Annotated in this window: 14 protein-coding genes; 9 read left to right on the plus strand and 5 right to left on the minus strand. The window is 42.9% G+C overall.

The window, feature by feature from the left end; translation table 11 throughout:
- Window positions 1–62: 62 nt before the first annotated feature.
- Window positions 63–1,397 (minus strand): sugar porter family MFS transporter, encoded by a 1,335-nt coding sequence (locus U0035_RS20460; RefSeq protein ID WP_114790797.1) that lies wholly within the window; start codon window positions 1,395–1,397, stop codon window positions 63–65.
- Window positions 1,398–1,983: 586 nt separating this feature from the next.
- Here U0035_RS20460 and U0035_RS20465 point away from each other — a divergent pair.
- The 7 genes from U0035_RS20465 (at window position 1,984) to U0035_RS20495 (ending at window position 13,010) form a co-directional block, all read left to right on the plus strand.
- Entirely contained in the window at window positions 1,984–5,016 is a 3,033-nt protein-coding gene (locus U0035_RS20465) for a SusC/RagA family TonB-linked outer membrane protein (protein WP_114790798.1), read from the plus strand.
- A 30-nt stretch (window positions 5,017–5,046) separates the two neighbouring features.
- On the plus strand, window positions 5,047–6,426 hold the full coding sequence (locus tag U0035_RS20470) for a RagB/SusD family nutrient uptake outer membrane protein (protein WP_114790799.1): 1,380 nt from the start codon (window positions 5,047–5,049) through the stop codon (window positions 6,424–6,426).
- A gap of 43 nt (window positions 6,427–6,469) precedes the next feature.
- Window positions 6,470–7,813 carry a beta-carotene 15,15'-monooxygenase gene (locus tag U0035_RS20475; RefSeq protein WP_114790800.1) on the plus strand — a complete coding sequence of 448 codons (1,344 nt, stop codon included), beginning with the start codon at window positions 6,470–6,472 and terminating at the stop codon, window positions 7,811–7,813.
- Window positions 7,814–7,822: 9 nt separating this feature from the next.
- Entirely contained in the window at window positions 7,823–9,283 is a 1,461-nt protein-coding gene (locus U0035_RS20480; protein WP_114790801.1) for a hypothetical protein, read from the plus strand.
- Window positions 9,284–9,293: 10 nt separating this feature from the next.
- A complete protein-coding gene (locus U0035_RS20485; RefSeq protein WP_114790802.1) occupies window positions 9,294–10,064 on the plus strand; it encodes a hypothetical protein in 771 nt (256 codons plus the stop codon).
- A 6-nt stretch (window positions 10,065–10,070) separates the two neighbouring features.
- The gene (locus U0035_RS20490) at window positions 10,071–11,513 is read left to right on the plus strand and encodes an MBL fold metallo-hydrolase (protein ID WP_114790803.1); all 1,443 of its coding nucleotides are present in this window, start codon (window positions 10,071–10,073) and stop codon (window positions 11,511–11,513) included.
- 78 nt (window positions 11,514–11,591) lie between these two features.
- Window positions 11,592–13,010, plus strand: coding sequence for a phytoene desaturase family protein (locus tag U0035_RS20495; RefSeq protein ID WP_114790804.1), 1,419 nt, complete (start codon window positions 11,592–11,594; stop codon window positions 13,008–13,010).
- Window positions 13,011–13,246: 236 nt separating this feature from the next.
- On the opposite strand, the gene nfi is transcribed toward U0035_RS20495, so the two are convergent.
- The 4 genes from nfi to U0035_RS20515 form a co-directional block, all read right to left on the minus strand.
- On the minus strand, window positions 13,247–13,951 hold the full coding sequence (gene nfi / locus U0035_RS20500; RefSeq protein ID WP_114790805.1) for a deoxyribonuclease V: 705 nt from the start codon (window positions 13,949–13,951) through the stop codon (window positions 13,247–13,249).
- A 12-nt stretch (window positions 13,952–13,963) separates the two neighbouring features.
- Window positions 13,964–14,506 (minus strand): lipocalin family protein, encoded by a 543-nt coding sequence (locus U0035_RS20505; RefSeq protein ID WP_114790806.1) that lies wholly within the window; start codon window positions 14,504–14,506, stop codon window positions 13,964–13,966.
- An 82-nt stretch (window positions 14,507–14,588) separates the two neighbouring features.
- Window positions 14,589–14,780 (minus strand): hypothetical protein, encoded by a 192-nt coding sequence (locus U0035_RS20510; protein WP_114790807.1) that lies wholly within the window; start codon window positions 14,778–14,780, stop codon window positions 14,589–14,591.
- A gap of 305 nt (window positions 14,781–15,085) precedes the next feature.
- Window positions 15,086–15,844 carry a DUF5995 family protein gene (locus U0035_RS20515; protein WP_114790808.1) on the minus strand — a complete coding sequence of 253 codons (759 nt, stop codon included), beginning with the start codon at window positions 15,842–15,844 and terminating at the stop codon, window positions 15,086–15,088.
- Window positions 15,845–16,029: 185 nt separating this feature from the next.
- On the opposite strand from U0035_RS20515, the gene U0035_RS20520 reads away from it, so the two are divergent.
- Both U0035_RS20520 and U0035_RS20525 read left to right on the plus strand, forming a co-directional pair.
- A complete protein-coding gene (locus U0035_RS20520; RefSeq protein ID WP_114790809.1) occupies window positions 16,030–16,539 on the plus strand; it encodes a pyridoxamine 5'-phosphate oxidase family protein in 510 nt (169 codons plus the stop codon).
- Between the two features lie 51 nt (window positions 16,540–16,590).
- Window positions 16,591–17,844, plus strand: coding sequence for a putative DNA modification/repair radical SAM protein (locus U0035_RS20525; protein ID WP_114790810.1), 1,254 nt, complete (start codon window positions 16,591–16,593; stop codon window positions 17,842–17,844).
- The last annotated feature ends 8 nt before the right edge of the window (window positions 17,845–17,852 follow it).

Consider the following 17,852-nt stretch of genomic DNA (forward strand, 5'->3'; position numbering starts at 1 on the left):
GTTTTGATATAGGTGGTAGTTGCTTATGGCCAATGAGTACAGTGTCCCGGGTTTATTAATTATTAGTGCCCCGAAAAAATATGATCCATTTCCTCTAAAGACTTACCCGTGGTTTCTTTGACTTTTATTTTTACAAACACATATCCTGCAAGGCATATGGCGGCATATATATAGAAAGGGGTGTAAGTACCCATTCGCCTGGCCATTATGGGAAATGTAAAGGTTAGCAGGGCATAAGAAACCCATAAGGCAATGATGGCAACGGATGTAGCCTTACTACGCACCTTATTGGGGAAGATTTCCGATATCAATATCCATGTTACGGGAGCCAATGTCATGGCATATATGCCTATTGCTGCCAGTAAAGACCAGGAAGCCGCTGCTGACTGCCGTTGCAGGAGCAGGGCGCTGATGATATAAAGCAGTGTAAGGCTTATAGCTCCAAATAACATCAGGGGTTTACGGCCGAGCTTATCTACCTGCCACATGGCGAGCGCTGTACAAACCATGTTAACTAGACCGATAAATACCATTTGTTTAAGCTGATCATCCTGGTTAAAGCCTACGCTTTCGAAAATAGTTGATGTATAATTGAAGACTACATTAATGCCGCATAGCTGCTGAAAAATAGCGAGCCCCATACCCACAATAACTGCCGGGAGCACCGTTTTATGAAGTAATTGGGAAAAACCGGATGAAGGGCCCTGTTGTAGTGAAGCCCTGATGGACTCCGTGGTGGTGCCTGCGTAATGGCTTCCGCCTATTTTGGATAAAATAGCGCGTGCCTTTTCAACTTTTGAGCGGTTGATCAGCCAATGCGGACTTTCCGGTAACAGTAGCACACCCGAAAGAAATAAGAAAGAAGGAATAGCTCCCAATCCTACCATCCACCGCCAGGCTTCGGGGCCTTCATTACGCAAGCTGTAATTAACGAGGTTGGTAACGAATATCCCGATTACCACGGTCATCTGGTTGATGGCTACCAGCCTGCCCCGCATAGATGCCGGGGCTATCTCAGCAATATACATCGGGGAAAGTACGGAGGCTATGCCCACTCCTATACCGGCAAAGAAGCGGGCAGCTATAAAGGTGGTACTGCTATGGCTGAAGGCCATGGCCAATGAAGAAAGCAGGAAAATGGTTGCAGATAACATCAAACCTTTTTTCCTTCCATACCTGTCAGATAAACTACCTGCAATAATGCATCCAACTATACAGCCTATTGCCAGTGTAGCGGTAGCAATACCTTCCTGCACTTCATCAAAATGAAATTGTTCTTTTAAAAAAGGGAGCGCTCCGGCGATAACGGCGAAATCGAACCCGAATAAGTATCCGCCTAAAGCCGATATAAAAGATATCCCGATGATATAGCCGTTGTTGAATTTCTGTTGGTCCATAGCAATTTTATCGTTGATACAAAAGTGATCATAAATGATGAGTGTTACATGGATTCTATATTGAAAAGCATAGACGATTTTATGATCTGCTGATATTTTTGAAAATCTGTGGTAAATACAGTACCGGCGCCGGTTTTGTAAGAATAATTATGAAAATAACATTTAAAATTTGGTAGAATTAAAAATTACAATACTTTTGTCTACTAAAATAATAGACTAATTGCTGTTAACCACCAACAGCAGGAATCTAAACTAAAAAAAATGAACCAGTCAGGAAACTATGTGTGGTACACGAAACGCCGTCTTCTCTATAGGATGGTTTCGAATTCATCTGTGTTGTCAGTTACTTCACCCGCGATAAGCTGTTGTTGTAGTTAACTGTCTGTCATCACTTCGATCTTCAGTATTAAATAAGGCTATCCTACGCTGTATTTCCCGTTCGTTCGGTTAGTAATAACCTGTACAGCGGAGGATGTTCAGGGGATTTTTTGCAATCACCTTTCTGCAGTAATCAATTAAAACGTGCATCAGTTGCCGGCAGGACTTCTATGTCTATAGCAATGCGGGTAACCAACTACTTAAACAAATGAGCAATCAAACAAACATTTCTTTTTATCGTATACTTCTATGTGTACTGTTATTTTCACTCAACCAGGTGGCGAAGGCGCAGAATGCCCCAACGGTTAATTCTATTCTGGAAGGGACGGTTGCGGATGAGGCAACCAACCAACCTCTGGAAGGAGCCAATATTGCTATTGAGGGTGTTACCAACCAAACCACCACCGATGCAAAGGGGCACTTTGAGCTGCGTACCGGGCAAAAATTTCCCTACAACATTATAATAACTTTTATTGGCTATGAGAGAAAAGTTATTTTGGCAAATGGTTCACCGGTACATGTAAAACTAACTCCAGCTAAAAGCCAGCTGGATGATGTAGTGGTAGTAGGTTATGGGACCCAGCGTAGATCTGATGTGGTAGGCTCTATTGCAAAGATCAATGCAGGCGAAGTAAACAAAATTCCGGTAGCCAGTTTTGATGCGCAGATACAGGGTAAGGCTGCAGGCCTGCAGGTGATTACCAACTCGGGCGTTCCCGGGGAAAGTGTTTTCCTTCGTTTACGGGGTACTACTTCTATCAACTCAAGCAGTGATCCATTATACATAATTGACGGGGTGTTCTTAAACAATACAAGCTTACAAACTACCAACCTGGGTGGAAGAAACAGTTCGCCCTTAGCGGATATTAATCCTGCAGATATAGAATCGATTGAGTTGCTTAAAGATGCATCGGCTACGGCTATATACGGTTCACGTGGAGCCAATGGCGTAGTGATCGTTACTACCAAAAAAGGTAACTATGGAAGTAAAACCAAGGTAGATATTAATGTTTCGAATGGATGGGTAGAAGCTGATAAGTCGGTATTGCCCGACCTGATATCCGGGCCGGAAGCGGCAACCCTGGTAAACGAGTATTGGATGAATTCGGGACAAGCAGCTCAAAGCCCTTTTAGGCCCGTATCGCAGGGAGGTTTAGGTGCCCCCGAAGAACAGCAAACCTATGATCGCCTGGCGTTTTTATTAAGAAAAGGATATATCCAGGACTACAATATTGGTATCCAGGGCGGCAGTAACAATTCAAGATATTACCTGGGTGCAGGCTATACTGATCAGGATGCTTTCTTTAAAGTGATTGGCTTTAACAGGGCCAGTATCAAGTTTAATTTTGATCAGCAGTTATCGAAGAAAATTAAGATTGGATTGACCAACAGTATTTCGCGGAGTTACCGCAACCAGGCTCGTTTAGGTGATGGTCCACAGGGACGTTTATGGGGTTCGGCTATTACCGGATCTACTTATAGTCCAACGCATGATGCTTCAGGTGCCTTGATCGGCCTGGAAAATACTTATTCATTGGTAGATAATTATGATGTGAATACCGTCAGCCTTCGCTATGTAGGAAGTGCTTTCGCGGAGTTTAATATACTGGAAGGGCTGAAGTTTAGATCAAGCATCAGTACCGATTATAATTTGTATGATGAGTATCAATACTGGAACAGCGGCACCTCTATTGGCTCCGCAGTTAACGGTAAAGCTATTGAATCAGTAACGCAAAATAATGCCTGGATCAACGAGCAGGTATTAACCTATAACAAAAAGATCAACGCACACAATATCACGGTTTTGTTAGGAAACACTTTGCAGAGCAATACGCTGAAATATACATATGCAGAGGGTAATGGCTTTGCTAATGCCAATTATAAGCTGATTTCTTCAGCAGCCTCAACATTAGCCAGCGACCGGTGGACCAGGCATACCATTGCTTCTTACTTCGGACGTATCGGTTATTCTTTTGAAGATAAATATTTTGCTGAAGCCAGCTTCAGGTCAGACGCGTCTTCCAAATTTGGTAAGAACAATCGAAGAGGTTATTTCCCGGCGATTGGCGCTTCCTGGAGAATAAAGAAAGAAAATTTCCTGAGCGATGTGTCATGGATCAGCGATCTTAAGCTAAGAGCCTCTTATGGTATTACCGGTAACCAGGCGGGAATCGATGATTTTGCTGCAAGAGGTTTATGGTCCGGAGGAAGTCCTTACGCCGATGTGTCGGGCACTCCTTTAGCAGGCATCGGTCCTTTGCAGCTAGGTAATGACGATTTGCGTTGGGAAAAAACGGCGCAAACCAGCCTGGGGCTGGATGCCTCGTTTTTCCGCGATCGGTTGAGTATCACTTTTGACGTATACAATAAATATACTTCAGATCTTTTGCTGCAACGGCCGGTTCCCGCATCTTCAGGATTTTCGGTGTATTGGGCTAATGTTGGAGAGGTAAGTAATAAAGGTTACGAGCTAACGATCAATTCGACCAATATCAGGAATGAAAATTTTAACTGGACAACCAGCTTTAATATTTCGGGTAACCGAAACAGGATCGAAAAATTACCTACGCAGATCACGCAATACACAAGAGATTGGGTGATATTGAAAGAAGGTTATTCTTTAAACTCCTTCTGGTTGTATGAACAACTACGCGTAGATCCTCAAACCGGAAACCCGGTATTTGATGGACAGGATGAGAATGGCGTGGTAACCGCGGAAGACAGGAAGATCCTGCACAACTTCTATCCCAGGTTTTATGGCGGGTTAACCAACAGCATCAGATTTAGACAGTTTGACTTAGGGGCGCTCTTTTCCTTCCAGTATGGCAGCTATGCATTGAACCTGCAACGCTTCTTCCTGGAGCGTAATCCTGGCACCGGTGCGAATGCCACTTTGTTAAAAAGATGGCAGAAACCCGGAGATATAACGGATGTACCCAGGTTAACATCAGCCGGTTACAATTATACTTTAGATCAGAACAGCCGTTACCTGGAAGACGCCTCCTTTTTAAGATTAAAGCAGTTGTCAGCCGGTTATTCATTGCCAAAGTCATTGGTGGAAAAAGCGAGGTTAAACAATGTTCGCCTTTACTTTGTAGCAGCTAATCTTTTCATCTTAACCAAATATACCGGCGATCCCGAAACAAGTGTTACTTCTAATCCCAACGCACAGGGGCTTGGCGGGTTTGGAACTCCTCCCCAGCCGCGCAGCTTTCAGTTTGGTCTCAATGTGACATTCTAGTTTTTTCTTATTACAAAACAGCTTAATGATATGCAACATAAAAAATACACTATCTATACTTTCCTTCTGTCAGGCCTTTTTTCTGTTTCCCTGGCGTCCTGCAAAAAGTTCCTGGATGTAGAACCCAAAACAGCAACTTCTGACCTGGTAACGATCGTGGATGAAGCCTCGGCCCGAACAGCTGTCAGGGGTATTTATAACCAGTTAGAGTCAAACGATTATTATGGTTTTAACTTTCCGTTACTGGGCAATCTTTCCGGAGATAACGTACAGTACACGGGCAGCCAGGCCGTGAACAGAACATTGACCACACATACCGTAAGAGCAGATCTCGGCCCTTTAGCCGTGGTGTGGACAAGCATTTATAATACGATTAACAGGGCCAACAATGTGATAGAGAAAGTACCTGCTTTGAGTACCACCACTACCTTCACCGAAACAGTAAGAAACCAGCTTACAGGCGAAGCGCATTTTTTACGTGCGCTCGCTTATTTCGACCTGGTAAGAACCTGGGGTGGTGTGCAGTTGATTCTTACACCCACCCAATCTGCAGGAACTATTGGTAATGTAGTCAGGAGCTCAACCCAGGAAACCTACGCCCGGATATTGAAGGACCTGGAAGCTGCAGAGAATTTATTGCCTGGCACCACCAACAGGATACGCGCTACCAAAAAAACGGTGTGGGCCTTGAGAGCCCGCTACCATTTATATGTAAAGGAATGGGCGGCAGCTATCGATTATGCAGGCCGGCTGATTAACGACACCGAAAATTACAGTTTACCAACTCCTTATAATTCTTTTTTCGCCAATAATGCATCCAACACCCGCGAGTCGATCTTTGAGTTGTATTATAATACCACTGTTACCAATACGCAGGCCTATAACTGGCAACCTTCAGCCAGAGGAGGGATAGGATGGGTAAGGCCAGCAGATGAATTCGCAACGTTATTAAGTAATGCAGCTATAGCAGGTGACAGAACACAATTACTCATCAACGTTCCTGCCAACGGCATCGCTACCTGGTACGGTAATCTGTATTACAGAACCAATGGCACAGACCCTGCTTATATCATTCGTTTGGCAGAATTATACCTGATCAGGGCCGAGGCCAGAGCCAGTCTGCCGACTCCGGATATAACAGGTGCCCGTGAAGATTTAAACAAAATAAGAAACAGAGCGAGCCTGGCTTCTCTTTCGTTAAATACGGCTGCTGAGTTATTAATGGCTATTGAAAATGAAAACAGGTATGAATTTGCGTTTGAAAATCACCGCTGGTATGACCTGGTGAGAACGGGCCGGGCGCAGGCGGTATTGGGTATTACTGACGCGACCAAACTGCTGCTCCCTATTCCTTATTCACAAATACTGGTTGACGGCAGCCTCACGCAGAATCCCGGATATGGTAATTAATGTTGACAGGAATGATTGAATTTTTAAATAATTAATCTGCTTTATGTCTCACTCAACGCTCAACAAACCCTGGAGAAAAGGAGAGTTATTTACTTTCAGGGTGGTATTCATTTTTTTACTCGTCTTGTCTGTTCCTTTTGACCGGCTTTTGTTCGTATCGATAAAAAATGCGCCGTTTAGTTTTGAAACCGTCTTTCAGCTATTTACTTATAGAACCTCTTTTATTCCTGAAAGCCAAAGTGTGAGCCAGCCTTTTACCGGGTACTGGAACTGGCTGATCGCGTTAATCGTAGCCCTGGTGGGGACCATCATCTGGTATGTCCTTGATAAGGGAAAGGCAAAAGAGTATAACCGGCTTTATTATTTCCTGAGAGTTTTTATAAGGGTGCGATTGGCGTTGGCTGTAGTTACAACAGGTATTATTAAATTGCTGCCATTACAATTGCCTAAGCCTTCTTTAAGTGATTATCATACCGAATACGGTGATTTCCTTAGCTGGAAAATTTACTACCTCAGTACCTCTGTTACATTTGCAGGCTATGTGCCGGCTATTGGCTTGCTTGAGCTGCTGGGCGGTATTTTGCTGCTGTTCAGGAAAACCGCCGCAATAGGTTCAGGACTGCTGATCGCCGTTCTGTCCAATGTAGTGATCTCCAATTTCGTGTTTGATATCGGGGAGCAGGTGTATAGCTCCTTCCTGCTTTTGCTGGCGATCTTTATATTTTCATATGATTTTCCGAGATTTTATTCGCTTCTTTTTTTACGGGTGCAAACAAGGCCTGATCCTTTTTGGGCGAACACTTCGAGCGAGCGCGCAACATTAAAAAAAGTACTGAGAGGGGTTTTTGTGGTGGTTTTTGTTTTCTTTGGAATCGGTGCTTACCGGTCTTACTCAAGTTCTCAATTACCTTATTCCCCGGAAGCCGGTATAAAAGATACCCGTGGTTATTATGATGTGCAGTCTTTTGTCTACAATAAAGATACCTTACCTTATTCCCTGGTTGATCCGGTTCGCTGGCAAAATGTAGTATTCGAATCCTGGAACACGATCAGTGTGAGGGATAATGTTCCTGTTATTATCGACAGTACAAGACCTCAACTGCTATGGCATCCCGATTCTTTAAAAAACTTTGATAAGATCGGTAATGCCGGTCGTCATTTTTACCGGTACACTTATTCTCCTGCCGCTGATAACGGGTATCGTTTGCAGTTGTTCGAAAAAAGTACCAACATCAAAAAGTACGATCTGGATATTCAAATTGCCGACAGCATTATTTATGCGAGGGGTGCAGATAATAAGGGCGATTCGCTGTATGTTCAGTTAGTCCGCTATTCCAAAAAATACCTGCTGGATGCCGGACGGAGGAAGCCAATCAAAATCTATTAAAACGATATTATGAGCATAGCTACACAAACATGGTCTCATTCAACAGATGATCGAATATGGGGCCGCTCTGAAAAGTTTATTTTCAGGGTAGCGTTCATTTTCTTAATCCTGTTGATCGTTCCATTGGAACCGGAGTGGTATACTAAATTGTTTTCCGATTTTTCTCTTTACAAGCTTTTAAGTGCGCTGGCGGGAGCCAGGCCCGGATTGATTGAAATAAAATCAGAAAGTGGCAGATGGGGGCTGGCTTCTTATGCTACCTGGGGTATTCTTTTTCTGGCGGCTGTTGTGGGTGGAGGGATATGGACCTTGTTGGTTCGCAGACGTTCCATACCGGACTATAATAAACTGTATTATTGGATAAGGGTTTTAGTTCGTTATCGTATTGCTATAGGGTTGATAGCTTTTGGACTCATTAAGTTTTACCCTATGCAAATGCCCTATCCTTCAGTAAGTAATCTACATACAGAATTCGGGGACTACGCACCCTTTAAATTGTACTGGCAGTCAGTAGGTCTTTCCCTGGAGTACCAGGTTTTTCTGGGAGCACTGGAGATCATAATCGGGGTATTACTTTTTTTCAGGGCAACTACAGCCATTGGGGCTATTCTTACGGCAGGTGTGCTGTATAATATCGCCCATGCCAACCTGGGCTACGACGGAGGAGTGCATGTTTACAGCTCTTATTTTGTATTATTGGCGCTTTTTTTATTGGTACAGTATATCCCGGGTATATGGAAATTATTCATCAAGGGAGAAGCTGTAGTGCCACAACACTATACTCCCGATTATAAAACAGCCCGTGCTAAGACGCTTTATATCGCGGCAAAAGCAATTTTTATTTTTTTGTTCCTTTTTGTTTATAGCTATTACCGGTATGATATGCATTTTAACCAGGGAAGGCTTAAAGAGCCTATTTTACCGGGGTTAAAAAAATCAGAAGGGTTTTACAATGTAAAGAGTTTTGTTTTAAATGGAGATAGTTTACAATATACGCCTACAGATTCTGTAAGATGGCATAATGCTGTTTTCGAGCGTTACTCCACCTTGTCTTATAAAGTGTGTAAACCTTTTGATATTCGCACGGGTAACGGCGTTCCTGATGGTACAGATCTCTTCAAAGAATATGAGTTGACTGGCAGGGCTGGTGGCCGCGTTTACCTCTATTATGAAATTGATTCGCTGGAGCGAAATCTTTACCTGGTGGATAAAAATCAGAAATTCAGTAAAACAACGTTGAAGAAGTATGCCAATAAGGATTTCCTGGGGTTAAAAGAACTATACAAAACACATGCAAAGGATACCTTAGGAATACTGCGGTGGCATTACGCACAAACAGGAACCGGGGCAATACAGTTGTCGGGTATTGATCAATATAAAGATACCATTCATGTAGAACTGGAGCGTATCCCACAGGTACATGCACCCGGTAAATACTGGTATACAGAAAATAAAAAATATCATTATTAAATACATATACATGCGTTTATTTTATTCTATTATTTTATCTACGCTCTTTTTATGCCCGGTTGAGCTACATGCGATGCCTACTAAAATTACAATAAGGGTTAAAGCTAAGGATGCCAAATTTATAGGAACGGCTATTGGTGGCGCTGCGGTGATAGTAAGAGACAATCTCTCCGGATCGATTTTATCCCAGGGTGTTACAGCAGGCGGCTCAGGTGATACCAAAATAATAATGCAAACACCGCTTACGAGATACCAGCCTCAAACCGACAGCACTACCGCTAAATATGTAGCAGTGGTAGATGTTGAGGAGCCTACTTTGGTAGATGTTGAAGTACAGGCGCCTTTAAGCCGGAGAGGGGCTGCTATAAAAGGCACTACACAATTATGGGTGATACCAGGTAAGGATATCCTGGGAGATGGTATCATCATTGAATTACCTGGTTTGATTCTTGATATTTTAAACCCTTATACACATCAGTCTTTATCTGAAGAAAGTTTTAAAAACGGGGTATTTGTTTTCAGGGTAAATTTGGTGATGCTTTGCGGCTGTCCTATCGCTACAGGTGGCGTGTGGGATGCCAATAACTTCGAGGTGAAGGCTTATTTAAAAAAAGATGGAAAAGTGATCGGCAATTATGAACTAAATAAGACTGATGTGGTTAATTTATATGAAGGAAAGCTTCCATCGCCGGTAAAAGGCAGCTATGAGTTAACGGTACATGCTTTTCAGAACAAGGGGTATAATGCCGGTGCAGACCGAATTAATTTCACCGTTCAATAGTAGTTCATGAACAGAAGACGATTTTTACAGAATAGTGTATCAATGGCTGGTGTAGGAATTCTTGCTCCTCATTTAATAGCAAATAAAACAGCAGGTATGTATCATATAGAACAATTTACGGACGAAGGGTTATCTCAATTTACTTATGCGATCCTGTTCGATAAAAAGATCGTATTGATCGACCCCTCAAGAGATCCTCAACCGTTTTATGACTATGCCGGTCAGAATAATGCCACTATTATTGCGGTTATCGAAACGCATCCGCACGCAGATTTTATCAGTAGCCATGCCGAGATATATCGCAAGCTACAATCGCGCATATATGTAAGCGAAAAACTGCATGCAAAATATCCACATCACGCAGTGAAAGATGGCGATATCATAGCCTTAAATAATCACCTTGTCTTAAAAGTATTAGATACGCCGGGGCATTCGCCAGACAGTATTTCAATTGTACTAAGGCAGGATGATATTGATAAGGCGGTGTTTACAGGTGATGCACTCTTATTTGGTGATGTTGGCCGGCCCGACTTAAGAGAATATGGCAAAAATGAAAATGAGCAGAGGGCCAGCCTGGCCAAAGCTATGTATAATACGGTTCAAAAGAAATATACCCCTTTAGATGACCAGGTGATCGTTTATCCTGCACATGGGGCGGGCTCACTTTGTGGCAATGCTATTCGTAATGTTAAATCGAGTACCGTAGGAGAAGAGAAGCAGAATAATCACGCTTTTCATCATGCCAGCGAATCTGATTTTGTAGCAGCTATATTAAAAGATCTGCCTTTTATACCCAAGTATTTCCCTTATGATGTGGAGTTGAACCGTGCAGGAGCAGCCGATGTAAAACCTGGAATAGAAAAAATAAAGCTTTTGACAGAAAATTACAGACCTGCGGAAAAGGCATTGGTGGTGGATATCAGGCCCAAAAGTGATTTACAGGAGGCCTATTATCCCGGGGCTATTTATGTGCCTGAAGGAAAAAAATTTGAAACCTGGCTGGGAACGGTTATTGCGCCCGGGGAAAAATTCTACCTGGCAGTACAGGATGCGGCTGCCTTTCATACAGCCGTCAAAAAGCTCGCAAAAATTGGATACGAGTCTAATATAGCAGGTGGGTTTGTGTATACTGCAAAGCATCAATACCCCAACTTTTTAAATGGCAAACCTTTTTCTTTGAGTGATAAGGATGATTATACAATTGTTGATGTTCGCAATAAAAAAGAGTACGACGAAGACCCTATCATTGCGTCGTCCGTCAATATCCCCCTGCCGGAACTGGGTAAGCGGTTAGCAGAGATCCCTAAGGACAAGCCCATAGTAGTGCATTGTGCGTCGGGTTATCGTTCTTCCATTGCAACCAGCATTATCAGGAAGGAGTATCCTCAGCTTTCTATACTGGATTTAGGGGAAGAAGTGACCCGCATCAAAAAGCAAAAAACACACTGACAATTATTTTAAGACTTCTAATACAACAGGTAGTACCGTTGATGATTTTAACGGATAATACCTGGAATTATCTATCTCATGTCCGTTAAGTATGATACTATAGTAGTGGGATCAGGCCCCAATGGACTGGCAGCTGCGATCACTTTGCAGCAACGCGGTCATCCGGTGCTGCTGATCGAAGGTAAGGGGCAGGTGGGAGGCGGTTTACGAACCAGCGAATTAACCCTGCCAGGTTTTCATCATGATGTATGCTCGGCGATTCATCCCATGGCTATACATTCACCTTTTCTTTCATCACTTCCTTTAGCAGACTTTGGTTTGGAATATATCCATTCTGCCATTGCTGCTGCACATCCTTTTGATGGGGGAAGTGCTGCATATGTAACGCATTCAATCGAAGACACCGCAAGCGCTTTAGGTAAAGATGAGCAGGTTTATTTAGATTTAATAGGACCTGTGATTGAAGATTGGCCTTTTATTATCAATAGTATCCTGGCGCCCCTGCGTTTTCCCGATCACCCTTTCAGGTTGGCAAAGTTTGGATTGAAAGCGTTGCGCTCCGCTTCGGCCATTGCCAGGAAATTTTCAACAAGGAAAGGAAAAGGGCTTTGGGGCGGGATGGCCGCCCATTCTATTCAACCGCTCACTAACACAAGCACAGCTGCAGTAGGTTTAGTATTGTCCGCTGCTGCACATATCAAAGGCTGGCCCATGGCGAAGGGCGGCTCTCAGGCTGTTGCCAATGCAATGGCTGCCTACTTTAAGCATTTAGGCGGAACGATTCAGACAGGGCGATGGGTACAATCAGTAGAAGAGTTGCCCCAGGCACGTGCTTTGGTATTAGATGTGACGCCGGCACAGTTGTTAAAAATAGCCGGCCATCGTTTTACATCATTTTACCGGTCTCAGCTGCAGCGTTATCGCTACGGAATGGGCGTGTTTAAATTAGACTGGGCATTAAGCGGTCCAATTCCTTTTTTATCAGAAGAATGTAGAAAAGCGGCTACCATTCATATTGGCGGAGCATTTGAAGAAATCGCTTTATCTGAAAGCAGTGCATCTTCAGGAAAAATGATTGATAAGCCTTTCGTGCTTTTGGCACAACAGAGCTTATTTGACGTTTCGAGAGCTCCTGGTGGGCAACATACTGCCTGGGGATATTGCCATGTTCCCAACGGATCGGCCGTTGATATGACTGATATCATAGAACAACAGGTAGAACGCTTTGCTCCCGGATTCAAAAAACTGATATTAAGCAGGCATGCTATGAATGCGCAACAAATGGAGATATACAATCCTAATTATATAGGAGGAGATATTAACGGCGGTATTATGGACATTCGGCAGCTGTACACACGTCCATCTTTAAGCCTTACACCTTACCGCACATCTGATCGACAAATATATATCTGCTCCTCCTCAACACCACCTGGTGGAGGGGTTCACGGAATGTGCGGGTATCACGCTGCACAAACCATATTAAAGGATCTGTTTTAGTAAAACAACGGAGTGTATGGCAGAAGCAAAAGCACCGTAGCCCACTCTAGCCCTCTAAACCACTGTAAAAATAGTGGCGTGAATGTGCTTTCGGATCAACTTTCGACGAATGAGGTGTTTTGCAAGTTCGGTACCTGTTTTTTTTAGATAAACCGGCCGGTAACTCTCTATAAAGTGACTTATTGAAGGCGGGAGCTCACAAGAAGTGTGGTGGTACATAGGATGCGGGATCGTTCCTAGAATAAAGGCGGAATGTTGTTTTCCTTATGTAGGATCCTGATATCATTAACCAACAAATGAGCGAGCCGGGTAGGTTCGGGAATCCTGTATTTACGGGTACAGTTCTTAATAATAGCTACGCTTTGCTCAATGCTTACTTTATGACCCGGCGAAACAAAAACAGGTTTACATTTTAGTTTGGTGCGAAGTACGGTTCCGATACGTTCATGTTTATGAAACAAGGGACTTTCTGCAAAAGGGTTGTCGGCTGGCTCTATGTAAGTGCCGGTAAGCCGTGTTTTGGCACATCCTATAGAAGGAGTATCGGTAAGCAGCCCAAAATGGGTAGCGATACCCAATCGTCTTTCATGCGCAATGCCCTGCCCGTCCAGCACCATAACATCTGGTTTTTGATCCAGCTTATTCCAGGCTTTTAAAAGGGCCGGTATTTCCCTGAAAGCCAATAAGCCTGATATATATGGAAAGCTTGTAGTAGCAACTATTGATACCCGGTCAACAGGTATCATTTCGGGGTATTTCAATATAATAATGCCGGCGTAAACGGTTTCCTCGAATTTATTAAAAGAGATATCAGCGCCTCCTATGAAACGGATAGGTATGTTGAGTGCTGTGATGTTGATTTTAGTTCTCAGCTCCTTTTGCAGCGCTACTGCTTCAGAAGCTGTTAATTGATCATATTGATCCGGGCTGATAAACTCCATTTCTGTGTGTTATTATTGTTGTTGTGTCCATATCAATTCAGAAGTGTCAAATCCGGCATTTTTAGCAATATCCAGGTATTTGTTTTTAATGCTGTCGGGCATTGTTTTCTCCCGGGAAAGTAACCACAGGTAATCCCTGTTCTTTCCGCAAACCAGGGCATACTGGTAGTTATCGTCAATAGCAATTACGTTGTAGCCTGCGTAAAAAGGACCGAAGAATGATACCTTTAACATAGCGATATCTTCATCCTTAACAAACTTAGCCTTCCCTATTGATTGCTTTTGCTTATATTTTTTATGGTCGTATCCCGAATTTTTTACCCGGATGGTGCCGTCGCTGTTAGTGCTGTATTCGGCAGTTACCCTGCTCATGTTTTTCTCAAAACGAAAATCAAACCGGGCTATTTCATACCATTTTCCTAAATAGCGCTCTTTCTGAAAACCGGTAATAGCGGTAACGCCCTTAGGAATAGTTCTGCAACCTGCCAGGTAGGCGGCAGCCCCTGCTGCAACTAATATTCCTGCCCCAACCCATAAATATTGCTTTTTCTTCATGTGCCTTAAAATTTGTAATGATATATATTGCAATATTTAAGCCGAAACATGCAGTCGGGTATTATAAAGGGAGGGGTAAAAATTAATAACAGTTTTTAAGACTTTCTTTTTTGTCTTTCTGAACCGATTTTTCGGCTTCCCTTCGGGCTTTCGCTTTTTCCGAGGGGGAAAGGTCAGGATTGCCGTTAATTTTTCTGATCCATTCTTCGAACTTGTTTTTTCGTATTTCCAGGTAATAGGCATGTCCGCCGGCATGAATATTCAATGGCATCATGGGGTTAAATTTTCTTGAAAATAGTTCAAATAATCTGTTTAACTATGGCATCAGTGAAATGAATGAAGATGCATCCAGGTTAGCTCTTTTCTCCTGTTACTCCTGGCTAAAGTTCACCGCAGGGAAGGAAGTGCGCGGAGACTGCGCAGAGAGAGTGACCTGGCAATACATAATTCAAAAACGGGTGCTCAGTTGCTGAGAAATTAATGGACGAGATTCATTTATCCCTGCTTCTCTGTTTTTCTGCGGTTAATACTTTAACTACAGGGATGCAAAAGCCAGTGACTCATCTAAAAGAACTGCTGCTACATTACTATAGACTCAATCAATCCGATGGTCCGGGCCGGTACATCAAACTCTGTTTTCCTGATCAATTTTAGCAAATAGATGGCCCAGGGGCCGGGCTGTTCTATTTTCTTTCCCAACTTCATTACCAGGTGGTCCATTGCTTCAATATGCTTACTCTGCTGATCCGGCGTCATATTAGCCAATAGTACGGCATTACTCCAGGAAGTGGCCCTGGCTTTATCGATACTGAAATTTAAAACGGCCTCATGCCGGCCATTCATAACACGGGCCAAAAACCGCATCGGAGCCCATACCTGCGAAAGGCATTCCTGTACATCGTCGAAAAGGCCTGCAATAATACTATTGATAGCGTTAAAATCTTTTTCAAGATCATCAATTTTGTCACCGGGAGCAATGGCCGCGGCTGCAATAGCCAGGTCGAGGTTGATATGTGTATTAATACCCAAAAGTAAATGCTGCAGTACAATATTATTAGTATTCGAACTGCTGGTAAAAGTATACTGCCATGAAGGTGAACAAGGCTGTTGCGCCAGAAAACATTTCCATGCATCCGTGTATCTTGCGGCAAAGTGAACGTCCAGCTGCTCCATACGGGGGCCGTCTTCAAAAATCCCTTTAGCAATACCTTCTTTTACAGCCTGCGTCATTCGTAAATACAATGCCGCAAAATAGCCGGCCCTGAGATTGTTTATTTTACAATGGTTAACTATTAGCTGAAGATCAGCAATTACGGCGTTAATATTGGGGTAGGGCATAATGCAGTATTGGTTATTTAAAGATACGATTATTTGGAAAATAATAAAAGCTAAAAAAAATAGCAGGCCAAATTGCTAAATAATTTAGTTTTTATTTGTATTTTTACACAGGGGAAAGAAAAAAAGTTGAAGCAATTGGTTTGGCGCGCTTTATGCATAGGATAGGCAATAAAACTCTAAACTTTATGTCTACCGAAAATCTTACCCGGCAGGAAGCTGCTCAAAAATTAAAAGAGCTCTCAGAAAAAGCACGTGTTTGTATGTTTTGTACGCAGTTGGATGAACTGCCTTTAGCTGCGCGACCCATGTCTTTACAGGAGTGTGATGAAGAAGGAAACCTTTGGTTTATAAGCAGCGCAGATAGTAACAAAAATTTTGAAATAGGTGAGGATAAAAGGGTGCAATTGTTTTTTATGAATAATAGCGATCACGAATACCTTTCGGTTTTTGGTGAAGCTTTTATTTATACAGACAGGGAAACTATAGAAGACAAGTGGTCTCCCATCGCTAAAGCCTGGTTTGAAGAAGGAAAGGAGGATCCGAATGTGACGATCATCAGGGTAGCTCCCGGTGATACTTACTACTGGGATACCAAAGCGGGAAAATTGGTGACACTGGCGAGTTTTGCCTGGGCAGCTGTAACAGGAAAAACCACCGATAACAGTGATGGCGTAGAAGGTAAATTGAACGTATAGTATGTGCTGTCGTTCATAAAACCTTCCTGCGTATTCGATGGAGGAGCATATATGAACGATAGATTACGTGAAAAATTAAACATTTTAGCAGATGCCGCCAAGTATGACGTGAGCTGCAGCAGTAGCGGCAGCAAACGAAAAAATGAAGGCGGCATCGGCAATGCTTCCAATGGTATTTGCCATACCTATACAGAAGACGGACGTTGTGTATCATTGCTGAAAATTTTGCTAACCAATCATTGCATTTATGATTGTGCCTTTTGTGTATCCAGAAAAAGTAACGATGTTAAGCGTGCTGCTTTTACGATAGATGAAGTAGTGCAGCTCACCATGAACTTTTACCGGCGTAACTATATAGAAGGGTTGTTTTTAAGTTCCGGCATTTTTAAAAATGCTGATTATACCATGGAACGCCTCCTTCGTGTAGTTAAAAAGCTTCGTGTTGAAGAAAAATATAATGGATATATTCATTTAAAAACCATTCCGAAAGCCAGCGAGGAACTGATTAAAGAAGCGGGCTTGTACGTAGACCGGATGAGCATTAACCTGGAGATGCCTACCGAAGCCGGTTTAAAACTGGTAGCGCCTGACAAAAGCCATCTGGATGTTCAAAAACCGCTGAATTTTGTACAAAACCAAATTGCGCAATTCAGAGATGATAAGAAGCTGATTAAAAAGATACCCCGGTTTGTACCTGCTGGTCAAAGTACTCAGATGGTAGTGGGTGCTACACCCGAGTCGGATATGCAGATCATGCAAACGGCCAACGCATATTATAAAAAATTCTCTCTTAAAAGGGTATATTATAGTGGATTCATCCCCATACCTAATACAGCTGCGCTGTTACCACAATTAGGAACTCCACCACCGCTATTGCGTGAAAACCGGTTATATCAAACAGATTGGTTAATGCGTTTTTATGGTTTTGAGGTAAGGGAATTACTGAATGCAAGCCATCCAAACCTCGAAACTGATATTGATCCCAAGCTAAGCTGGGCCTTGCGTAATTTGCATCTTTTTCCCGTTGATATCAATACCGCCGATTATCAAATGATCGTAAGAGTACCCGGCATTGGCAGGCAAAGCGCTCAACATATTGTATCGGCACGCAAGTTTGGAAAACTGCATGTACATCAGCTTAAAAAAATAGGGATAGCTTATAATAGAGCCCAATATTTTATCTATTGTGCCGATTCCTACGCGAGCCTGCGTCACCTGCAACCTCATGAAATAAAGTCCTTAATTCTTGGCGGTGGGCACAGTAAGTATAAAAGTTTGCATGACACCCAATTGCACTTGTTTTAAAACAGCCA

It is taken from the genome of Niabella yanshanensis, from assembly GCF_034424215.1.
GTDB classification, from domain to species: Bacteria; Bacteroidota; Bacteroidia; order Chitinophagales; family Chitinophagaceae; genus Niabella; species Niabella yanshanensis.

Excerpts from the sequence above, each read along its gene's own strand:
- U0035_RS20495 (WP_114790804.1), top strand. The coding sequence starts at position 11,592 with ATGTCCGTTAAGTATGATACTATAGTAGTGGGATCAGGCCCCAATGGA.
- U0035_RS20490 (WP_114790803.1), top strand. The coding sequence starts at position 10,071 with ATGAACAGAAGACGATTTTTACAGAATAGTGTATCAATGGCTGGTGTA.
- U0035_RS20460 (WP_114790797.1), bottom strand. The coding sequence starts at position 1,397 with ATGGACCAACAGAAATTCAACAACGGCTATATCATCGGGATATCTTTT.
- U0035_RS20515 (WP_114790808.1), bottom strand. The coding sequence starts at position 15,844 with ATGCCCTACCCCAATATTAACGCCGTAATTGCTGATCTTCAGCTAATA.
- U0035_RS20470 (WP_114790799.1), top strand. The coding sequence starts at position 5,047 with ATGCAACATAAAAAATACACTATCTATACTTTCCTTCTGTCAGGCCTT.
- U0035_RS20525 (WP_114790810.1), top strand. The coding sequence starts at position 16,591 with ATGAACGATAGATTACGTGAAAAATTAAACATTTTAGCAGATGCCGCC.
- U0035_RS20480 (WP_114790801.1), top strand. The coding sequence starts at position 7,823 with ATGAGCATAGCTACACAAACATGGTCTCATTCAACAGATGATCGAATA.
- U0035_RS20520 (WP_114790809.1), top strand. The coding sequence starts at position 16,030 with ATGTCTACCGAAAATCTTACCCGGCAGGAAGCTGCTCAAAAATTAAAA.
- U0035_RS20475 (WP_114790800.1), top strand. The coding sequence starts at position 6,470 with ATGTCTCACTCAACGCTCAACAAACCCTGGAGAAAAGGAGAGTTATTT.
- U0035_RS20510 (WP_114790807.1), bottom strand. The coding sequence starts at position 14,780 with ATGATGCCATTGAATATTCATGCCGGCGGACATGCCTATTACCTGGAA.
- nfi (WP_114790805.1), bottom strand. The coding sequence starts at position 13,951 with ATGGAGTTTATCAGCCCGGATCAATATGATCAATTAACAGCTTCTGAA.
- U0035_RS20485 (WP_114790802.1), top strand. The coding sequence starts at position 9,294 with ATGCGTTTATTTTATTCTATTATTTTATCTACGCTCTTTTTATGCCCG.
- U0035_RS20505 (WP_114790806.1), bottom strand. The coding sequence starts at position 14,506 with ATGAAGAAAAAGCAATATTTATGGGTTGGGGCAGGAATATTAGTTGCA.
- U0035_RS20465 (WP_114790798.1), top strand. The coding sequence starts at position 1,984 with ATGAGCAATCAAACAAACATTTCTTTTTATCGTATACTTCTATGTGTA.